Annotated in this window: 10 protein-coding genes; 4 read left to right on the forward strand and 6 right to left on the reverse strand. The window is 72.5% G+C overall.

The window, feature by feature from the left end; translation table 11 throughout:
- Window positions 1–5 precede the first annotated feature (5 nt).
- The 3 genes from DJ476_RS11810 to DJ476_RS11820 are packed head-to-tail and all read right to left on the reverse strand — an operon-like array spanning window position 6 to window position 10,050.
- Window positions 6–386 carry a DUF6896 domain-containing protein gene (locus DJ476_RS11810; protein WP_103416643.1) on the reverse strand — a complete coding sequence of 127 codons (381 nt, stop codon included), beginning with the start codon at window positions 384–386 and terminating at the stop codon, window positions 6–8.
- A 26-nt stretch (window positions 387–412) separates the two neighbouring features.
- Window positions 413–4,237, reverse strand: coding sequence for a polymorphic toxin-type HINT domain-containing protein (locus tag DJ476_RS11815; RefSeq protein WP_162638680.1), 3,825 nt, complete (start codon window positions 4,235–4,237; stop codon window positions 413–415).
- On the reverse strand, window positions 4,234–10,050 hold the full coding sequence (locus DJ476_RS11820; RefSeq protein WP_112490471.1) for a LamG-like jellyroll fold domain-containing protein: 5,817 nt from the start codon (window positions 10,048–10,050) through the stop codon (window positions 4,234–4,236). Before DJ476_RS11820 ends, DJ476_RS11815 begins: the two co-directional genes overlap by 4 nt.
- A gap of 347 nt (window positions 10,051–10,397) precedes the next feature.
- On the opposite strand from DJ476_RS11820, the gene DJ476_RS11825 reads away from it, so the two are divergent.
- Window positions 10,398–12,218 carry a tachylectin-related carbohydrate-binding protein gene (locus tag DJ476_RS11825; RefSeq protein WP_318294599.1) on the forward strand — a complete coding sequence of 607 codons (1,821 nt, stop codon included), beginning with the start codon at window positions 10,398–10,400 and terminating at the stop codon, window positions 12,216–12,218.
- 124 nt (window positions 12,219–12,342) lie between these two features.
- Here DJ476_RS11825 and leuE read toward each other — a convergent pair whose 3' ends face one another.
- Complete coding sequence (gene leuE, locus DJ476_RS11830; protein ID WP_112490472.1) at window positions 12,343–13,005, reverse strand: leucine efflux protein LeuE; 663 nt, start codon at window positions 13,003–13,005, stop codon at window positions 12,343–12,345.
- A gap of 414 nt (window positions 13,006–13,419) precedes the next feature.
- Here leuE and DJ476_RS11835 point away from each other — a divergent pair, with 414 nt between their 5' ends.
- Complete coding sequence (locus DJ476_RS11835; protein WP_404827489.1) at window positions 13,420–14,289, forward strand: L,D-transpeptidase family protein; 870 nt, start codon at window positions 13,420–13,422, stop codon at window positions 14,287–14,289.
- A 302-nt stretch (window positions 14,290–14,591) separates the two neighbouring features.
- Here the strand turns inward: DJ476_RS11835 and DJ476_RS11840 are convergent, their stop codons facing one another.
- The gene (locus DJ476_RS11840; RefSeq protein ID WP_112490473.1) at window positions 14,592–15,770 is read right to left on the reverse strand and encodes a hypothetical protein; all 1,179 of its coding nucleotides are present in this window, start codon (window positions 15,768–15,770) and stop codon (window positions 14,592–14,594) included.
- Complete coding sequence (locus tag DJ476_RS11845; protein ID WP_112490474.1) at window positions 15,770–16,654, reverse strand: RNA polymerase sigma factor; 885 nt, start codon at window positions 16,652–16,654, stop codon at window positions 15,770–15,772. Before DJ476_RS11845 ends, DJ476_RS11840 begins: the two co-directional genes overlap by 1 nt.
- Before the next feature lie 1,094 nt (window positions 16,655–17,748).
- On the opposite strand from DJ476_RS11845, the gene uppS reads away from it, so the two are divergent.
- The gene (gene uppS, locus DJ476_RS11850) at window positions 17,749–18,519 is read left to right on the forward strand and encodes a polyprenyl diphosphate synthase (protein WP_103416693.1); all 771 of its coding nucleotides are present in this window, start codon (window positions 17,749–17,751) and stop codon (window positions 18,517–18,519) included.
- Window positions 18,516–19,973: an oxygenase MpaB family protein gene (locus DJ476_RS11855; RefSeq protein WP_112490475.1), complete on the forward strand. Its 1,458-nt coding sequence runs from the start codon at window positions 18,516–18,518 to the stop codon at window positions 19,971–19,973. Before uppS ends, DJ476_RS11855 begins: the two co-directional genes overlap by 4 nt.
- The last annotated feature ends 63 nt before the right edge of the window (window positions 19,974–20,036 follow it).

Here is a 20,036-nt window from a genome sequence, read left to right on the forward strand (position 1 = left end):
ACCCGTCAGTCGTGGAGCCGGAACCACCCTGTCTCCGGCTCCACGAGCAATCCCTCTGCCACCAGCTCGCGGCAGGCCCCATCGAGGTCGTCGTCGGGAGGCACGGGGCTCATGCCGACACTGCGGGCGAAGGCCGCCAACCGCCAGGCGTCGAAAGCCTCCGCCCCGTCCAGGAGCAGGTCCATATCGACCTCGGCGCCACCGGGTCCGGTCATCCGGCAGCCACGTCCGTGGACCGCGTAGGAGTATCCGGAATCCGTGCGCCCGCGTCGCTCCAGCTCACCTGCGCGGACCGCCGCCAAGACGTTCTCCAGCGTGTCGAACGGCGGGTAGGCGACCGCCAGCGCTCGCATGACGCCCTCGCGGGAGCGCAGGAAGGAACGCACACAGGCAGCGGCTCCACTCGACCGGGTCATCGTCGTCTCCGCCCTCTCCGCTCCTCGGGGAAGTCCGGGCCGACCTCCAGGGAGGACCAGACCACCTCATCAGCCGTCCTGTACTTGTAGGCCTTGACTTCATCAAGGGTGAGGGAGCGATAGGAAACGTCGATTCCCGCCTTCTTCGCCGCCGCGACCCGATGATGCCCGTTGATCACATACCGCCGGTTCAGGTGCTCAAAGACTTCGATCGGCTCACCCACCCAGCCGTCCGTGGCCATGCTGCCGGCGATACGGTCGACGCGTGCCCGGCTGTCGGCTCCGCCGAGCTGCTCCGTCCGCTCCAGTTGGTGCGGGCTGACCGAGCAGTTGTGCACCAGGACCGGCTTGGCCCCCGCCGCGACATAGTACGTATGCGCCGTGTCGACGGTCAGGTTGTACACCGCCGCCCGCTGCGTCCACGCCGTGACCGCTTCGATCTGGACGCGGGTGCCCGAGCCGGTCTCCAGCCACTGGCCCGGTTCCAGTTCGTCGGCGGTCTGCCACGTCTTCAGGGACGCGACCCAGAACGGGTGGCCGGCCGTCGCCGTCAGGGATTCCGTGGCGTCGCCGCGGTCGCCGTCGGTGTCGAGGGTGAGGCGGACCAGCTGCTTGAGGCCCTGGCCCGTGATCGTGGCGGTGACCTCCTGGGTGGAGGTCTTTCCGGTCGTCGGGTCGGTGGCCCGTACCTCGTCGCCCGTCCTCACCTTCTCGATCGGTTGCCGGGTGCCGTCGGCCATCACGACCTCGGTGCCGGCGAGGAAGCTGTTGCCCGCGAGGTCCGAGGCGAGCCGGGTGCACTCGACGGCGGTCTCGACCCGGTCGACGGTGTCGCTCGCCTTCTCGATCTTCTCGCCGTACCTGGCGGCCTTCGTCGCCATCCGGCCCGCCTTCGCCGCGCGGACCACACCCGCGCCCGCGCCGCCGAGGGCCAGTCCCGCCACCGTGGCGACGGCCCAGGCGCAGGCCTCCATGTCGCCCGTGGTGACGCAGTCACGGATGTCGTTGAAGCCGGTGACCTCACCGACGACGTTGCCGACGGTCTTCACCCCGTCCCAGACCGCGCCCCAGTCCACCGCGTCCCGGACCGTCTCGACGACCGCGCCGATGTCCGCGACCACCGCCGCCCGGATGTCGTCCGCCGCTTTCGCCACGTCCGCGATCACGTTGTTGGCGACGCCGACGAGGATCGCCGGGAGGTTGGGATCGGCCGTGACGACCGCCACGGCCACCACCAGCAGGGGTTTGGCGGCGGCCATGATGGCGGGCACCGGGTTGTGCTTGGCCACGAAGTCGACGGCCGCTCTGGCCTTTCGGGTGATCTGCACCCGTACCTCGTGGTACTTCTTCCGGGCCTCCGCCGCCTTCTGCCGGGCCCATTCGGTGACCCCGGTGGAGCGGCCGAGGCTCTTCACCGCCCGTACACCGGCGTTCCAGATCTGGGTGAGCCCCGACTTGCGCGCGATGTGGCCGACCACCTTGCCGGTGAACTTGACCGCCTTCTTGAGCGCGGAGACGGGGTGGCGGACGACGTACGAGACCGCCTTGTAGACGTACTTGGCGGTCTTGACGGCCGCCCGGACGTACTTGTTCTGCTTGATCTTGTTCAGGGCCTTGCTCACGGTCTTCTTGCAGAAGATGCAGCTCGGCCAGTTCCCGTCCGGGTCGGAGTAGTCCAGCGGGGACCCGGCTCCGTAGGTGTAGCGGTTGGCGAGGATCGAGGCCCCGGAGGCGTAGGTGTAGGCGTCCCTGGAGTCGAAGACCCCGGTGGCCGGGTCGTACCAGCGCGCCCCCATGTTCACCTGGCCGGTGTCGGGGTCGGTCCAGTCGCCCTGGAAGCCGGAGTTGCCCGCGGTGCCGGGCTCCGACCCGGTGGCCTCGGAGCGCTGTCCGAACGGGTCGAAGGCCGCGGAGCCCGTCAGCCGGGTCGCCGCTCCGTCGGTCGCCGACAGGTCCCCGACCACGTCCCCGTGCTTGTCGGTGACCGTCAGCTGCGCACCGCCGGTCCCCTCGGCGACGGAGAGCAGTTCGTCGGAGGCGCCCCGGCCGTAGGTGGAGTTGTTGTCCTTGACCGGGTCCGGTGCGAGACCGGCGTACGAGAAGTCCGCGCCGTTGCGGGACGCGACCCGGTCCAGTGCGTCGTAGGTGTACGTGGTGCCGGACTCGCCCGCCTTCGTCAGCCGGTCGAAGGCGTCGAAGGTGAACTCCTCGGTCAGCCCGGAGCTGGTGCGGGTGGCCAGGGTGCCGCGCGCGGTGTGGCTGTAGGTGTAGTCGCCGTCGGAGAGCAGCCGGTTGCGTTCGTCGTACGCGGCCGTCTTCTCGCCGTTGCCCGTGCGGTTGCCGCTCCTGTCCCAGCGGTACTCGGTGGTGGTGCCGTCGGCGGTCCAGGAGGTGAGGCGGCCCGCGTCGTCGTAGCCGTAGGTGTTCTCCCCGGCCTTCGCGGTGCCGGTGGTCTTCTTGGAGGTCAGGTGGTCGTCGGCGTCGTAGCCGTAGTCGACGGAAGCGACGGTGGAGCCGGTGCTGCTGCTGATCGTGTCCGTGTCGAGCCGGCCGAGCGCGTCGTACGCGAACGAGCGTGACTGGCCCGCCCCGTAGCCGATCTCCTTGATGGCCCCGGACCCGTCGTAGCGGTAGGTCTGGGCCCCGCCCGTGAGCGGGTCCGTGGCGGAGACGAGCTGGCGGCGCGCGTAGCCGAAGTTCGCCGTGCCCGCCGCGTCGGTGCGCGAGATGAGCTGGCCGTCGCTGTCGTACGTGTACGAGGCCTCGCCGGACGGCCCGGCCGCCGAGATCAGCGAACCCCGGTCGTCGTAGGCGTAGGTGTTGTCGCCGTCGGGCGTGGAGGCCCGGGTGAGGCGGCCGACGGTGTCGTAGCCGAAGGTCTTCTCCGGGGTGGTGGCCCCGGTGCCGCTGCCGCTCTCGCGGGTCAGCAGCCCGGCCCGGTCGTAGGCGCGTTCACGGACCACACCGCCCGGTGCGGTCACCTTGACCGGCTGGCCCAGGGCGTCGTACGCGGTGGTCCAGGTGCGGTCCCCGGGCTCCGGGTGGCGGGCGGTGGCGGGTTCGATCACCGCTTCGGGCAGGCCGAGGGTGTTGACCGTGTAGACGGTGCTGTTGCCGCGTCCGTCGGTGTAGCGCGTGCGGTTGCCCAGGGCGTCGTAGCCGAACGAGGTGGTGATCGACTCGGTGGCGGAGACGGGTTCGGTCTGGCTCCTCAGCCGGCCGAGCGCGTCGTAGGCGTACCGGGTGGTGCGGCCCCGGGGGTCGGTGGCGGAGGTCAGGTTCCCGGCGGTGTCGTAGCCGTAGTCGACCTTGCGCAGCGGGCTGTTGGCCGCGTCCAGGTCGGAGTCCTGCCGCAGCTGGCCGAGCGCGTCGTACAGCTTGGCGGAGGTGCGGCCCATGCCGTCGGTGGCGCGGACCTCGCGGCCGCTCAGGTCGTAGCCGAACTGGCTGACCACACCGGCCGGGTCGGTCATCCGGAGGAGCTGGCCCAGCTTGTCGTAGCTGTAGAGGCTCACCCCGCCGCCGGGCGCGGTCTGCCGGACGATGTTCCCGGCGTCGTCGTACTCGTTGCGGGTGGTGAACGCGCCGGGCTGCGGCCTGCGTTCGATGCGGGTGGTGGTGACGGGGCGGTCGAGGTCGTCGTAGGTGCTCTCGGCGCGGGCGCCGGTGGGGTCGGTGACGGTGAGGAGTTCGCCGGTACGGGTGTAGGTGTAGGCCCACCTGGCCCGCGCGTCGCCGTCGCCGACGGGCACGTCCTTGGCCAGGAGGCGGTTCTGCCGGTCGTAGGTGAACTCCGTGGTCCGGCCGAGCGGGTCGGTCACGGTGAGCACGTTGCCCAGGGCGTCGTAGGTGCGGCCGGTGGTCGGGGTGACCGTTTCCGTGGAGCCGGGGGCCCGATAGGCGGGGCGGTGGCGGAGACGGCGCGGCCCAGCCGGTCGTAGGTGGTGCGGTTGGTGTTGCCGAGCGCGTCGACGGATTCGGTGACCGCGCCGAAGGTGTCGTAGCCGGTGTAGGTGGTGGGGCGGGTGGTGGTGGCGGCCCCGCCCGCGGACTCCGTCTCGACCGGGGGCGCGGTGACCGAGAGGGGGCGGCCGGTCTCGTCGTAGCCGTAGTCGGTGCGGTGGCCGCCCGCGTCGGTACGGGAGGTGACCAGGCCGCGCTGGTCGTAGGTGTAGCGGGTGGTGCGGCCCTCGGTGCCGTTCTCGACGGTCTCCTGCTCGACGTTGCCCGCCTGGTCGTAGACGTAGCGGACGGTCTCGGGGGTGGCGCTCACCGGCCAGGGCACGTTGGAGGGCGAGCCGCTGGAGGCGGTGGTGGTGACGTTGCCCGCGAGGTCGTAGGTGAAGGTGGTCCGGCGGGCGAGGCCCCCGGGGTCGGTCACCTCCGACTGCGTACGGCCCACGGCGTCGTAGGTGTACTCGGTGACGACGCTGCCGTTGTAGGCCTTCTCGGTGAGGATGTTCCCGGCGCCGTCGTAGGTGTTGGCCTCGACCACGATGTCCCGTCGGGTGCCGTCGGGGTTGCGGAAGTCCTTGAGCGTCAGGGACTTGACCAGGTCGTCGCCGTAGTAGTCGTAGAGGACGGTCCGACCCATGGCGTCGGTGTTGCGGGCGACCCGGCCGCCCGGGTCGTAGGCGTAGGACTGCAGGACGGTGTACTCGGGGTCGCCGCCGTCGTCGTCCCAGTCCCGCAGCCGGACCTCGGCCATCATGTTGCGGGCGGTGTAGACGTACTGGAAGTGGTTGCCGTTGGCGTCGACCATCGACGTCCGGTTGCCGAGGGAGTCGTAGCCGTAGGAGGTCTCGTTGCCCTCGGCGTCGACCGCCTTCGCGGGGCGGCCGTGGTCGTCGGCCTCGAAGGTCATGGTGCGCGGCTCGTCGCCGCCCAGCACGTCACCGACCTCGGTGCGCACGGTGTTGCCGTCGGCGTCGTACGCGGTGACGGTCCGCTGCTGGTGGCGGGCCAGGGTGACGGCGTTGGTGGTGGCGGGTTCGGTGGTGGAGACGACCCGGGACAGCTTGTCGTAGGCCAGGGTGACGGTGGCGCCCGCGGGGTTGGCGTCCGAGACCTCGGTCTCGGTGAGCTTGCGGCCCAGCGCGTCGTACGTGAACTTCGTGACGAGCCCCGACGGTTCGGTGATCTGCGCCAGGTCGCCGGAGGAGAAGTACTGGTAGCGGGTGACCTTGCCGCGCGGGTCGGTGGAGGTCAGCGGCAGCCCGGTGGGGGTGTTGCCGCCGCCGATCGCGGGCTCGGCGCCGGTGGTGTACGTGTTGCGGACCGTGCCGCCGTCCGCCGCCGTCTGGAGGGTCAGCAGCCCCCGGGCGTCGTACTCGTAGCGGGTGCGGAAGCGGGTGTCCGTCGGTCCCGAGGAGCGGCCGTCGAGGGTGGCGGAGGGCTGGTCGGCCCGCAGGTCCAGGTCCCCGGCCGGGATCGGGTACTGGGTGTGGGCGGTCTGGCAGTCGCCCTTGGCCCGGCAGGTGGTACGCCGTACGACATTGCCCCGGTCGTCGTAGCCGAGGGTGACCTGGTCGCCGTTCTCGCTGGTGATGCCGGTCTGGTAGCCGTTGTCGTCGTAGGTGAAGAGACGGATGGCGACGCCGTCGGCGGGGTGCCGGATGAAGTCGGGTTCGCTGCCGCCGTCACCGGGCGGGTTGGTGCAGAAGGCCGGGTCTCCCGGGTCGGGTTCGGTGCAGATCTGCCCGGGCGGGTCGGTGCCGGTGGGCGAGGGCGCGGGGCGGGAGTCGCGGGCGCCGAGGGCCATCGGTTCGCCGTAGCGGAGCATCCGCGAGGTGAGGCCGTCGTACTCGTAGAAGTACGGGGAGTCGACCGGGTCGTGGACCTCGACCGTGCGCCGCAGGTCGTCGTCACCGCCGAAGACCGCGGGCGTGCCGATCTTCCAGGTGCCGCCGTTGCGGTCGGTGTACTCGCGGACCCGGTCGCGGGCGGTGTCGTAGGCGACCTCGGAGGCGGTCCGGCCGGAGGGCAGCGTGGTCCGGGTCAGGAGGTCGGCCGCCCGGGTGCCCTCGCGGTGGTGGGCGGCGACGGCGGTGGCGCCCAGCGGGTGGTGGTAGACGGCGACGTCGTCGATGGTGCCGGCGAAGGAGCGGGCGGCGGTGGAGCCCCAGCCGGGCCAGGAGGCGGGGGCGGAGACGCGGGCGGCGCCGATCTGGTTGTGGGTGAGGTCGCCCGCGGTGAGCTGCTTGCCGGTGAGGGTGCCGGAGAGCTTCCCGTCCAGGTAGAGGCTCTGGGTGGAGCCGGAGACGGACAGCACGGCGTGGTGCCACTTGCCGTCGTTGACGTTCTTGGTGGTGTCGGTGATCGGGGCGGCGGTCCCGGTCCAGAACTGGCCGCGCAGTTTGCCGTCGGTGCCCACGTAGAGGGCGGGGACGCCGACCCCGGGGGCCGTGCCCCAGGCCTTGTCCTGGTAGCCGACGAGCGGGCCGCCGACGCCGGTGGCAGGCGTCTTGAACCACACCTCGACCGCCAGGTCGCGGCTCTTCTTGAGGGTGCCGGAGGGCAGGGTGATGCGCGAGGTGGAGCCGTTGAACCCGGCGGCGGTGCCCGGGTCGCCGGTGATGGCGCCCGCCGCCCCGAGGGTGATGTCGGTGGCGGTGCCCCGGTCCTTGCCGAGGTTGGCCTCGACGGCGCTCCCGGCCGCCGTGCCCTCGCTCTCGCCGAGCTTCCAGTAGGAGGCGGGCCGCGCGTCGAGCACCGTACTGGCGTAGTGGCTGCCGGACGTGTACGCGTAGCGGGTGCAGCCGCCGGTGGGGTCGCAGACCTGGTCGAGCACATCGCCCGTGTAGGTGTACGTCCAGGTGAGCGGGGCCCCGTCGACCGGGTTGGTCGAGACGGAGGTGACGTGGGCGCCGGTCCAGGTGAAGGTGAGCGAGCGGCCGCTACGGGCGTGGACGGCACGCTGGATCTTCCCGCCGGACCAGGTGTAGGAGACCACGTTGGAGGAGGCGTCGGTGATCCGGGCGAGCAGCCCGCCGGTGGAGAACTCGTAGAGGGTGCCGGACTTGTCCTGGAGGCGGTAGGTGCCCGCCGCCGTGTCGAGAGTCAGCTTGGCGAACCGGCCGGGCGGCGGGGCGAAGCTCCCGTCGGGGTTCTTGCCGAAGCGGACGTCCTGGCCGTCGGGGTAGCGGATGACGACGTTGCCGGTGCCGTCGTCGTCCGGGGTGAGTCGCATGTCGTAGCGGGTCGACCAGCCGGCCCCGAAGGCGAGGTCCCGCCGCGGGTCGAGGCTGTTGTAGGTGCGGACGAGGCCGAGGTCGGGGCCGACGGAGGTGATCGTTGCGTCGACGGCCGCCGAGGTGAAGTTGCCGACGTTCGGGTCGAACTCCTTGCCCGGGGTGGCGGAGAGCCGGGAGGTGATCTCCGGCTGCGGCACCGCCGCGACCAGGGCGATCTGGGCGGTGGGCACCTCGTTGGAGGCGTCCTTGACGAAGCCGCGCCACAGGTAGGTGGTGCCCCACTTCAGCCGGCCGGCGGGGACCGGGTAGGCGGAGGCGGTCTGGTAGGCGGAGGTGGTGCAGGCGGTCGGCTTGCCGTCCTTGTCGGCCTCGCAGATCTCGTACTTGTACTGGAGGACGGAGCCCGGCGGTGCGTCGATGTCGACGCCGCTCGCCCAGAGCTGGGGCGTGAGGGTCTGTGCCTGGTAGCCGTTGGGCGGGAACTGCTCCTTGATCACCGGGGCGATGTCGAAGACCTGGAGGGTGAGCCGGCCGGGCGGCACCTGTTCGTCGGTGAAGACCTTGCCGCCGGTGCGCACCATGGTGAAGTCGAGCAGGTACGCCCCAGGGGGCAGCGCCTTGATGGTGGCGTCCAGCGTCGCCTTCCCGCCGCGCGCCACGTTCCCGGTGAGGTTGGCGGACCGCTGCTGGGTGACGAGCTTGCCCTTGGCGTCGTAGGCGCGGTACGCGAGGTAGTAGCCGCTCGGGGTCCAGGTCTCGGCACCGGTGTTGGTGACGGTGACCTTGACCTTCCCGGCCTGGTTCTGGAGCACCGGCGGGTCGGGGACGGGCTTGGGGAAGGCGTAGGTGGCGCTGTACGGGGAGTGGGTGACGTACAGCTTCGGCGGGTTGGCGGTGGCGTGGCCGGTGAACTTCTTGAAGGCGAGCGGATCGGTGGCCGAGGCGCGCAGGGAGAGCCCGTGGTTGGGCTGGGTCCCGTCGACCCAGCGCTGGACCAGGTCGCGGCCGCCCTTGCCAAGGTTGAAGAGTTCCCCGGCCGGCGGGCAGGCGGAGGCGGACTGGCCGAAGGCGACGTGCCCGTACGCGAACGACTTCGTCGCGAGGGCAGCGCCGACCGAGGGGCCGGGGTAGGAGGTGCCGGTCCCGGCGGTCCAGGACTGGGTGACGGGGTGGACGGCGACCGGGCGGGGTTTGCAGGAGGCGGCGTCGAAGTTCACCAGTTGGAGCTGGGCGCCGAAGATGCGGTGGTGGCGCAGCCGTTCGTCCAGGCCGGGGAAGCCAAGGTAGGAGTGGGTCGCGCCACTGGGGCCCCGGCCGGTGTGGAGTTCGCCGGAGCCGACCACGGAGGGGCCGCCGTCCCTGACGTACATGGAGGTGGAGGCCGTGCCGGTGTCGACCGAGGGGTCGAGCTGGACGGGGAAGGCGCGGGCCGGGTCGGTGAGCCAGTCGCGGTCGGCGCTGATGTGGAGCGTCCGCCCGCCGTCGCGGTCTTCGGCCAGGCGGTAGCGGACGCCGTACGAGATGACGCCCCGGGCGTCCGTCATGAACCCGGCCGGGATGACGGCGGCGGTCTCGCCGTCGCCGTCGGTGAGGACGATTCCGCCGTCCCGCTCGGTGGCGGTCAGGCCGTTCAGGGTGAGCGGGAAGGAGAAGTCGGCGGGTGCGTCGGCGGAGCGCAGGACCAGGGTCTCCTTGACGCCGCCCGCCTGGGCGTCGAGCCAGAGGTCGGTGTCCGGCAGGACGTTCTCGTAACTGACCCGGTTCCCCTGGGCGTTGCCCGGTGCGGCGGCGGCACCGTCGAGCCGGTAGCCGAAGGAGGCGCCGGACGGGAGGGTGAGCAGGGCGAGTCGGGGGCTGTCGGCGCGGGGCGCCAGGGTCAGGGCGACGGAGTCCGCGGTGGTGGTCCAGCCTTCGCTGTTTCCGGCGCGGCGGCCGGCCGGTGCGCTCCCGTCCGGCTCGGCGTCGGTGAGCGTGGTATCGATGTGCTGCCAACTGCCTTTTTCGTTCAGGTAGTTGATGGGAGTGGTGGATATCTCCGTGGTGCGGGTGCCGTCCTGGTTGGCGTAGGTGCGGCTGAGGGCGTCCCGTTCGGCGACGATCTCCGCACTGGTCGCGGCGTCGAATCCGGTGACGCGCGGCGCGGGCGGATCGCTCACCTCGGCGGTGTTGGGCGGGCCGGAGGGCCGGGCGGCGGCCTTCGGGGCGCCGGTCGGGTAGGTGGCGCGCAGCGACGTGGGCGGCCGGGTGTTGGCGGGGCCGCCCGCGAAGTGGCCGAGCCCTTCGGCGCTCCCCCACCGCTGGTCCGGCCCCTCGGCGGCGGCGGGCCGCTCCGGCAGCAGCGGGAAGCCGGTGGCGGCGAGGGCCAGCGAGCCGACGGCGAGCGCCACGACCAGGGCCAGGCCGACGGCCTTGCCCCAGATGCCGCGTACCGCACGGCGCATCAGCAGACGGCGCGCAATTCCTCGGTACGCGGGCATGGACCCCCCAAGTGCGTCTTCGAACGGACCAGTTGATGTTGTGGGGCGTGGGGAAGGCGTGTCGAGGCGGGCACGAACTGTTCATGTGCCCTTTGGTTGCAGGTGACACCTATTCACCCGGCGGCTACCGCACCGTTCACCGAAGCTCGCCTAGCGTCCGACTCCATGACTCTCATCTCGACACGACGGAAGGCGCGTTGGGCCGGCGCACTGACGGCGGCGGCCACCGTCGTCCCGCTGCTCGTGGGCCTTCCGGGTACGGCGCACGCGGCGGAGACCGCCACCTGCACCCCTCGGGTCCGATGTACGCGGTGGACACGGCGGGCAAGCTGCTCCGCACCGACATGCCGACTCCCGTGAGCGGCGGCACCCTTGGCACGCCGGGGACCATCGACACCGGGTGGAACGGCTACGGCCGGGTGCTGGCCGGCCAGAGTGCCCGCTTCTACGGCATCAAGTCCGACGGCCTGTATCTGAGCCGGCGGACCTCCGGCACCTGGGACATCCACCACAAGAAGATCAGCCCGGACTTCGGCTGGCTGGCGGGTGCGGCGAGCCGCAACCGGATCACGGTCGACCGGGGCGACCGGCTCTGGGTGCTCAACAGCGAGGGCCAGCTCCGCGCCCACAAGTACGACCTCGCCACCGAGAAGTGGACCGGCGACAGCGGGAAGATCATCGACCAGGGCTGGCAGCGCTACGACCTCATCGTCGCGGCCGACGCGGGGGTGGTCTACGGCCGCGACGCCACCGACGGCCGGCTCTACCGCTCGCGCTACGACTTCACCAGCCAGCGGTGGCTGGAGCGCCATGTCGTCGAGAGCCTCGCCGACTGGCGCCAGTACACCAAGGGGATCACGTCGATCGGCGGAGACACCCTGGTCGGCGTGACCGCCTCGGGCGCCGCCCACTACTACCGCTTCGACGAGAACATCCGGGACTTCACCGTCTACAAGAAGACGGTGGCCGCGAGCGGCTGGCAGAACTACACGAACGTCTCCGGAGCACCGGACGCCTGCCGTCTCACCGCCAACCCCACCCCGCCCTCCCCCGCCGCACCGCTGGAGAGCTACAGCTCCACCACGGCGGTCCAGTCCTCCACCGGATCGCTGGAGTTCGCCTACACGGACAACATCGGCCGCCTGGTGCACGGCCGGATGACGGACCCCTCCGACTTCAACGGGGTGCAGTGGGCCACCGTCTCCGGCAACGAGGCCTTCACCGGCCGCCCCACGTTGACCGAGCACAGTGACGGCCGGGTCGTCATCACCGCGCAGAACACCTCCGGCAGCATCTGGCAGCGTACGCAGACCGCCAAGGCCGGTGCCGACTGGAACAACTGGGTCGACCTGGCGGGCGCGATGGCCCACCGCCCGGTCACCGCGAAGACCCCAGGCGGCCTGCTCGTCCAGTTCGCCGTCGCCGCCGACGGCTCGCCCTGGTACCGCATCCAGCAGCGGCCCAACGTCGACTTCATGGGGTGGATGCGGCTGAGCGGGACCGGTCTGGCCGGCCCGCTCCAGGCCGTCACCGTCCGCGACGGCATCCAGCTCTTCGCCACCACCACCGGCGGCACGCTCTCCACCGCCCGGTTCACCGAGAGCGGCACCCTCACCTCATGGAGCGGCCTCGGCGCCCAGAACGTCAGCGACGCGCCCTCGGTCGTCGTCTACCCCGGCTACCGCATCCGGGTCTTCGCCAACGACGGCCAGGGCCACGTCGTCACGACGGCCCAGACCACGGAGAACGGGGCCTTCGGCGGCTGGGACACGGTCGGCGGCCTGAACGCCGACGGCGCGCCGAGCGCCGTCATCTCCCCGCTCACCGGCCTCACCGAGATCACCGCGCGCGGCACCGACGGCTACGTCCACAACACCGGTGAGACCGTCCAGGGCAGCGGCTCCTGGCGGGCATGGCAGCAGGCGTCGTTCGAGGCCTCCGCCACCGCGCCGACCACCTTCGCGTACACCAACAGCTCCGGCCCGACCTGGGCGTACGTCTTCCGCACCGCCGACAACCAGACCCGCGTCTACCAGGTCCAGCAGGGCTTCGCCCGGTCCGCCGCCACGAGCGGTGCCCGGACCACGCCCCGGTTCACGGTCGGCTCCCTGCCCCGGCCGTCCGAGGACTGACCCGTACTGCCGGGGCGGCGCCCACCCCGCCGCCCCGGCAGTCGCCCTCGGACCGCCGACGGGCCTGCTCGCGCGCGGAGTCGAGTCACCCTTCCCCGTACTCCTGCCTCCTGCCTCCTGCCTCCTACACGCTGCTGAGCGAGAGCTTCGCCGCGAACCCCAGGAAGAGCACGCCCGCCGCCGAGGTCGCCCCCGCCGAGAGGCGCTTGCGGCGGCGGAAGGCGGCGGCCAGGCGGGTGCCGCCGAAGATCAGCGTGGAGAGGTAGAGGAAGCTGGCGAGCTGGAGCAACGTGCCCAGCACCAGGAACGACAGGGCCGGGTAGGCGTAGCCGGGGTCGACGAACTGTACGAAGAACGAGATCAGGAACAGGATCGCCTTCGGGTTGATCAGGCTGACCACCAGCGCCCGCCGGTAGGGGTTCTCCGTCGGCCCCGCCCCGGACGCCTCGGCCGCCTCCGCCAGTTCGGCGGTCCGCCGGTGCCGTTCGCGCCACAGGGACACCGCCGCGCGCAGCATGCCGATCGCCAGCCAGGTCAGATAGCCCGCGCCCGCGTACTTGACGATGGCGAACAGCAGGGGCGTGGTCTGGAGCAGCGAGGCCGCGCCGAGCGCGGCGAGCGTCATCAGGACGGTGTCGCCGGTCCATACGCCCGCGGCGGCTCTGTAGCCGGTGCGTACGCCGCGTCGCGCCGCGACGGAGAGCACGTACAGCGAGTTCGGGCCCGGCAGGAGAACGATCAGCAGCAGGCCCGCGAGGTAGGTCGGAAGGTCGGTGACACCCAGCATGGACGGAGTTTCGCACACCCGTACGCCGCCGTGCCCAGCCGTCTCGCCGTGACCTTTCGGCCGTCCTGCTGTGACCTGGCGCCACTACCGTCGTGCGCAGGATTCGACCACCGGGCCGGACGGGCATCCGTCAGGGGAGCGCCGGTGAGGCACCGGACGGACCGGACACGAGCACGGGGGATGGGTGGGGATGGCGGGGATGGCGCGCAGGAACATGGGCAACGTCGGCGTGGAGAGCGACGCGTACGGGAACGGGGGCGACGGCGATCCTTACGGCAACGGCCCGTACAGCAACGGCCCGTACGGCAGCGCCCCCTCCGTCCAGGGGCACCGGCACGGCGGCCCGTCACGCGGCAGGCGTACGGCGACCGCCACCGCGGCCGGGGTGCTCGCGATAGCCGCCCTGGCCGCGGGGTGCGGGCCGCAGGACCCGGCCGCCGACGCGCTCAAGCAGCCGACGGCACCGGCACCCGCCACCACCGCCACGACGGCCCCGCCGCCCCCTCCCCCACCGAAGACGGAAAGGCCGACGACACCACCCCCACACCCACCCCCACACCCACGCCGACGCCCACGCCCACCGAGCCGCCCACCGCCCCGCCGGTCGCGTCGCCCTCCCCCGCACCCCGCCCGAGCACGGCCTCTCCGCAGCCCGAGGTTCTGATGCGGACGGGCTCCGAGGGGCCCCGGGTACGGGAGTTGCAGGCGCGACTGCGGCAGATCGGACACTTCGGGCGGAACCCCACCGGCTACTACGGCACGGTCACCGCCGAGGCCGTCCGGTCCTTCCAGGTCAAGCGGGGGACGGAGGGGACCGGCGAGACGGACGCGGCCACCTGGCAGAAGCTGCGGGCCATGACCCGTACGCCGACGGCCGACGAGCTGGACCCGCCGACCGAGCGGCCGGTGGCGAAGCCGGACGAGCGGTGTCTGACCGGCCGGGTGCTCTGCATCAGCAAGAAGAGCCGGACGCTGGCGTGGATGATCGACGGCCGGGTGGTCTCGGCGATGGACGTGCGCTTCGGCTCGGAGTACACGCCCACGCGGGAGGGCGAGTTCAAGGTGTTCTGGAAGTCCCGGGACCATGTGTCGACGCTGTACGACACCCCGATGCCGTACGCCCTCTTCTTCAGCGGCGGCCAGGCGGTGCACTACTCCGCCGACTTCGCGTCCAACGGCTATGCCGGGGCCTCACACGGCTGCGTGAACGTCCGGGACAGGAAGAAGGTCGCGGCTCTCTTCGACCAGGTGAAGAACGGCGACAAGGTCGTCATCTACTGGTGAGGGGCGCGCGGCGGGCCCGAGACGTGCCTGCGGAGTGAGAGGGCGCGGGCGGGACCGGGGGAACGTGTCCCGCCCGCGCCGATGCGCTGAGCCGAAGGTACGGGGGGAACCCCGGCTCGTCGCGCTGCCGATGACCAGTCGGCTCACTCTGTACTGCGCCCGGCCCTCGAAAAACGTCACACCTCAAGTGAACGCTCTATGCGGGAGGTCTCCGTACGGGAACGGGAAGCGCGCCCGTACGCGAGCGGAAGCGCATGCGTACGGGCGCGGGAAACCGACACGTCGGGGAAGGAAAGCCCAGGTCAGCGGGTGAGCAGGGCGGTCGGGGCAGGCGCGGCCGACCTCATCGGAGCCACCGCCTCCGCCTCCGCGCGCACGCCGACGCCGGCCCGGCGCTCGCTGTCCGCGCGGGGCGGGGCGGGCTCGAAGGAGACGGGAGGCAGGGAGCCGCCGTCGCCGTCACCGGGCCCGTCGCCGTCACCGCCGCCGCTTCCGTTTCCGGGGCCGCCGGAACCGGTCCCGTCGAGGAGCCGGTCGCAGAAGCGCTCCAGGTTCTCCTCGCCCTTGGCCAGCTGGACCAACTGCCGTCGGCTCCGCTCGTCGAGGGTGCCGGCGCGGAAGGCCTTGCAGGCCTTGACGGACTTCTCGTACCAGGTGCCGCCCTGGTCGTGGCCGCCGGAACCGCCGGGGCGCTCGTCGCGGCCGGTCGGGTCCTTGGTGGCGTTCTCGCGGCCCGACCCGCCGGGGCCGCCGGAGCCGCCCGACGCATCGGCGCCGCCGGACGCGCCCGGACCGACGGACCCACCGGGCCGGTTCCGGTCACCCGTACGGTCGCCGCCGTCCGCCTCCGCGTCGATGCCTCCGGTCTCCGGCCGCTCGGCCTCCTCCGGCGTGCCGGGCTGCCGGCTCTCGGGCGGGGAGACCGGATCGGGGTCGTCGGGCGGGGACGGTTCGGGCACGGTGGTCGGGTCGTCGGCGGGCAGTCCGGAGACCAGCGGTTCGGGGGTCGCCGCCGACACGGAGGAGGCGGGCGCGGGTGAGTCCTGGCCGCCGAAGGGGCCCGGGAGGACCCCCGTACCGGCGGCGACGGCCACACCGCCGAGCGCGCACCCCGCGAGCGAGACGGCCAGACCGAAGCGGACCGGGCGGCTCCAGCGCGGGCGGCGGGGCGGGGCGGCGGGGGCGGCACCGATGTGGACGGAGTGCAGGGTTCCGGGCTGTCCGGGGAGGGCGGGGCCCGCGCTCCGCCCGGCGAGCCGGTCCCGGCCGGACCGGGTGGCCTGCCGGAAGGCGGTGAGCACGGCGTCCTCGCCGGGGAGTTCACCGGCCGGGGCACGGCGGGCGGCACGGGCCGCACCGAGTGCTTCGGCGAGCCGGAGAGCGTCGTCGCGGGCCTGGTCGCCGACGGGTACGACCGGTTCGCCGCGGAGCAGTTTCTCCGCCGCGTCCTTGTCGAGCCACTCGTACTGCTCGTCGGCCATCACATGTCCCTCTGCGTCCACGGTCGCGAATGCGTCACACCGGGAGTGACCCCGGCCGGCGCCGCCGGACCGCCCCTACCGGGGCGCTGAGAGGGTACGGCACCGAGTTCCGCACCACCGACCCCACCCTGACCTGCGTCGCTCCCGGCCCCCTGCGCCGAGGCCAGGCCACCCGCGTCGGAACCACCCGCGAGGCCGGACCCACCACCGGTCAGGGCCTCACCGCTGGACGCGGGCCCGCTACGGGTGCGGGCGCCGGAACGGCCACCGGACGCGGCGGGAAACCCCCCGGCGGGCGCGGGCGGTACGGCGGCGGGGCGGGGCGCGTCGGGCTGGTGCTCCCCGAGGAGTTCGGCGAGGCGCTTGAGGCCGCGGTGGGCGGCGGTCCGTACGGCGCCGGGGCGCTTGCCGAGGGTCTGGGCGGCGCTCTTGGCGTCCAGCCCGACGACCACGCGCAGGACGACGGCCTCGGCCTGGTCCTGCGGGAGCTGGGCGATGAGGGACATCGTGCGGTCGGTGTCGAGCGCCTCCATGGCGTCCCCGGCGGTGTCGGACTCGGCGGGCCGGCCGGTCAGCTCGGTCTCGTCGCCGCCGATCGCTGGGCGGCGGCTGCGCATCCGCAGGTGGTCGAGCGAGCGGTTGCGGGCGATCCGGGCCGCCCACCCCCGGAACCGGTCGGCGTCCCCGCTGAACCGGTCGAGGTCGCGCGCTATCTGGAGCCAGGCCTCGGACGCCACGTCCTCGGCGTCCGGCTCCCCCACCAGCGTCCGTATGTAACCCAACAGCCGTGGCTGCACAGCGCGGTACACAGCACGGAAAGCGTCCTCGTCCCCGTCCTGTGCCGCGAGCACCGCGGCGGTCAGCTCCGCGTCGTCCCCCAGCACTCCCTCAACCCGCCCTGCTGTCCAAATCGCAGCTGGTCACCACTGCCGCGCCACTCTGCGCGACTCAGCACGCTACGTGGTCGGCAGGGGTCACGTCCATGACTTGTACAACTCGCAACAATTCGCGGCCCTCGGTGCGGTGTGACAGAAAACGCAGCCGCGGCGCTGAGATGAGTACGGGGTCGTGCTGCGACCCCGTGGAAGACGGCCGGGGCCTCTCCTGTGGGGGGTGGCGGCCCCGGTCGTCGCTCCTCCTCCCGCCTCTCCCGCCCGCGCCGCGAACCGGCGCCGTGCCGCGGCCCGCACCCCGCCCCACAGCCGGTTCTGCGTCGCGCGACCGGTCGCCCCCCCCGGCGCCGGGAGGGAACGCCTCATGGCGCGGTCGCTCGTCCTGGCCCACACTGCGGCCATGAAGCAGTCCGACGGAGTGACGAACTGCCGGTCGGTCGCCGCCTGACCGCGTCGGCCCTGTTCCCCCGGCTCGCCTTCGACGGGGAGATGCTGGAGATCACGTTCCGGAACTGAACCCTCGCCCCCGGGGGACGCACCACACGCGTCCCCCTGGGCGACGTGATGGCCATCGAGGCGTCGTCGCGCGACAGGCACACCGGAGGGGACGGGACCGGGCAGAGGTCGGACGGGTATGTCCTCCACGAGCTACGCCTCCGCCAGGGCGCCCTTCTCGACCGGCATCGCCTTCTGCGCTGACCGCCGTCGCCGGACACCGAGTGCGCCCGCCGACAGCCCGCGGCAGTCGCCCTCTCGCGCGTCCCAGCATCCGCAGGAAGGGACCGGCCGGTGAGCTGATCACCCGGGGACGCACCGACCGCACCCCGACCACCGGAGGCAGCGGTCGACCGCGAGGGGAATCAGACAGGCGAACCAAGGGTGACGACCTCCTGTTTGCCCGGTCGGGAGCCTCCCCTGCCGTCAGTCTTCTTTCAAGGCGGCGCCCCGGCCGAGGCGCGCGAGGGCCGGTACGGGGTGGGCGGACCGAGCGCGGCGGGCCGGCCGTCCCGCCGGGGGGGAGAGCGAGGGGGCTCGGTGTGGGGAACTCGGATGCCCGGTATGCGGGCGGCGTGAGCGCCGGAGGCCTGCCGGGCGGGCGCCGGTCCGGCGACGGGGAGCGGCGGTGTGACGGGGCGGAGGGCGCGGTCCCGCGGCACGTGGCCTGTGTGATGGACGGCAACGGCCGTTGGGCGCAGATGCGGTCGCTTCCCCGCACGGCGGGCCATCGAGCCGCGGAGACCACGGTGATCGACATCATCGAGGCGGCCCGCGGCTGCGGCGTCGAATGGCTCAGCCTGTACGCCTTCTCCACCGAGAACTGGAACCGCCCCGGCGCCGAAGTGGACTACCTCATGCGCCTGGTCCGCCGGGCGGTGCGCAAGCACGCGCCGCTCCTGCTCGCCCGCGGTATCCGCTGCCGCTTCCTCGGGGCGACGGACCCGCGCCTGCCCAGGGAGTTGGTCCAGGACTTCGACGACCTGGCCACGCTGACCGCCGGCAACCGGGGGATGACGCTGACGATCGCCTTCGACCACGGAGGACGCCGGGACATCGTCGAGGCCGCACAGTCGCTCATCCGCAGCGGGACGCCCGCCGACGAGGTGACCGAACGGCGCTTCGCGGATCATCTGCCGTTCCCCGACACTCCCGACGTGGACCTCGTCATCCGTACCTCCGGGGAACAGCGCATCTCCAACTTCATGCTCTGGCAGGTGGCGTACGCCGAGTGGGTCTTCCCCGAGGTTCTCTGGCCCGACTTCCGGGCTCCCGAGTTCCTGGCCTGCCTGCACACCTATCACGGCCGTGACCGCCGCTTCGGCGGCCTGCCGCCCCGGACGAACGGAGATCCGTCATGACGACCGGAACCACGAAGACGACCGGCCAAGCGCCCCTGATCGAGACGGAATCGCAGTTCTGCGCCTTCTTCGACGACCCACGCTGGGCGCTGGCCATCGTCCGGGCCACCGTGCTGGAAGCCGCCCACCCGCAGATCGGCGCGGCGCTCGCCGACAACTCCACCTTCACCACGCACCCCTGGCGTCGGCTGCGCAACACCTTCCTCAGCATGCGGCGCATGTTCGACACCGACCCGGCGGTACGCGAGCGGGAGGCCGCCCGGCTCAACCGGCTGCACACCCGCATGAGCGGCTCCGACTCCCGGGGCCGGGGCTACGACGCCATGGACCGCGGCGCCCGCGCGTGGGTGGTCGCCACCCTCTTCGAGAGCGCCGTCACCATGTGCCGGCTCAGCGGCCAGCCGCTCGACCAGGACACGATGGAGCGCCTGTACGCCGAGTACCGCGCGTTCCTCTCCGCGCTCGACGGCGACGCCGGGGCGCTGCCGGAAGGGCTGAACGACTTCTGGCGGTACTACGACCGGATGGTCCAGGACGAGTTGGAGAACACCGAAGCGGCCCGCGTCATCCTCTACCGGCTCTTCGACCACCTGCCCGCCCCCGCCCTGCTCGAAGGCGCTCCGACACTGTGGGCCGCCGGCCGGGCCGTTGTCGGCCCGCTTCTCGGGACCATCACCGTCGCCTCGCTCCCGGACGCCTACCGGCGCAAGGCCGGGCTGCCCGAGGTGCCCGGCGCCCCGGCCCTCATGCAGGGTGCCTACCTCACGGCCGGACTCGCCCGGTTCCTGCCCGCGGGCTGGATCAACGCCGAAGCCATCATCGAGACCCTCTCGCTCCGGCCCGACAGCGACGACCCCCGCGCCCGCACCGTGGCCGCGCTGCGCACTCGCATCAAGCGGGCCGCGGCCCTGGTCCGCCTCCTGACGCCGGTGGACGACCACGCCGGTCCGGCCCAGGCGTCGGCCGCGGGAGAGGACAGGCGCCCGGCGAGGGCCTTCTTCCACCAGGTGCTGGACCAGACGGGCGACGGCTACCTCGACTGGCCCGACCTCGCCGCCATGGCGCGCGAACTGGCCACCCGCCTCGACCTCGACGAACCCGAGGAGACCCGGCTCTACGAGGCCTTCGCCGCCTGGTGGCGCGAACTCCAGTCAGCCCTCGACTCGGACGGCGACGGCCGCGTCAGCGCCGAGGAGTACGCCGTCGGGGTCCCCTCCCTGGCGGGGCCCGCACTCATCCGCGTCGCCGAGGTCCTCTTCGACGCCACCGACAAGGACGGCAGCGGCGCCATCGACGCCGACGAGTACCGCACCCTCTTCCGCACCGCCTTCCACCGCGACCTCACCACCAGCGACGGCGCCTACGGCCGCAGCGCCTTCGTGGGCGACTTCCTCTCCTTCATGTCGGGCCGTCGCACGAACGCCCCGTACGATCCGCTCCTCGCCGACGCCTGAGCCGCGACACCGATCGGCGGTGCGGTCGCTCCGCACCCACGGCCGTGACCTGGCACGCGGCAG

Origin of the sequence: Streptomyces bacillaris, from assembly GCF_003268675.1 — a bacterium.
Classification (GTDB): domain Bacteria; phylum Actinomycetota; class Actinomycetes; order Streptomycetales; family Streptomycetaceae; genus Streptomyces; species Streptomyces bacillaris.

Bases quoted from the DNA above. Each gene is read 5' to 3' on its own strand.
- DJ476_RS11820 (WP_112490471.1), bottom strand. From the start codon at position 10,050: ATGCGCCGTGCGGTACGCGGCATCTGGGGCAAGGCCGTCGGCCTGGCC.
- leuE (WP_112490472.1), bottom strand. From the start codon at position 13,005: ATGCTGGGTGTCACCGACCTTCCGACCTACCTCGCGGGCCTGCTGCTG.
- DJ476_RS11840 (WP_112490473.1), bottom strand. From the start codon at position 15,770: ATGGCCGACGAGCAGTACGAGTGGCTCGACAAGGACGCGGCGGAGAAA.
- DJ476_RS11855 (WP_112490475.1), top strand. From the start codon at position 18,516: ATGACGACCGGAACCACGAAGACGACCGGCCAAGCGCCCCTGATCGAG.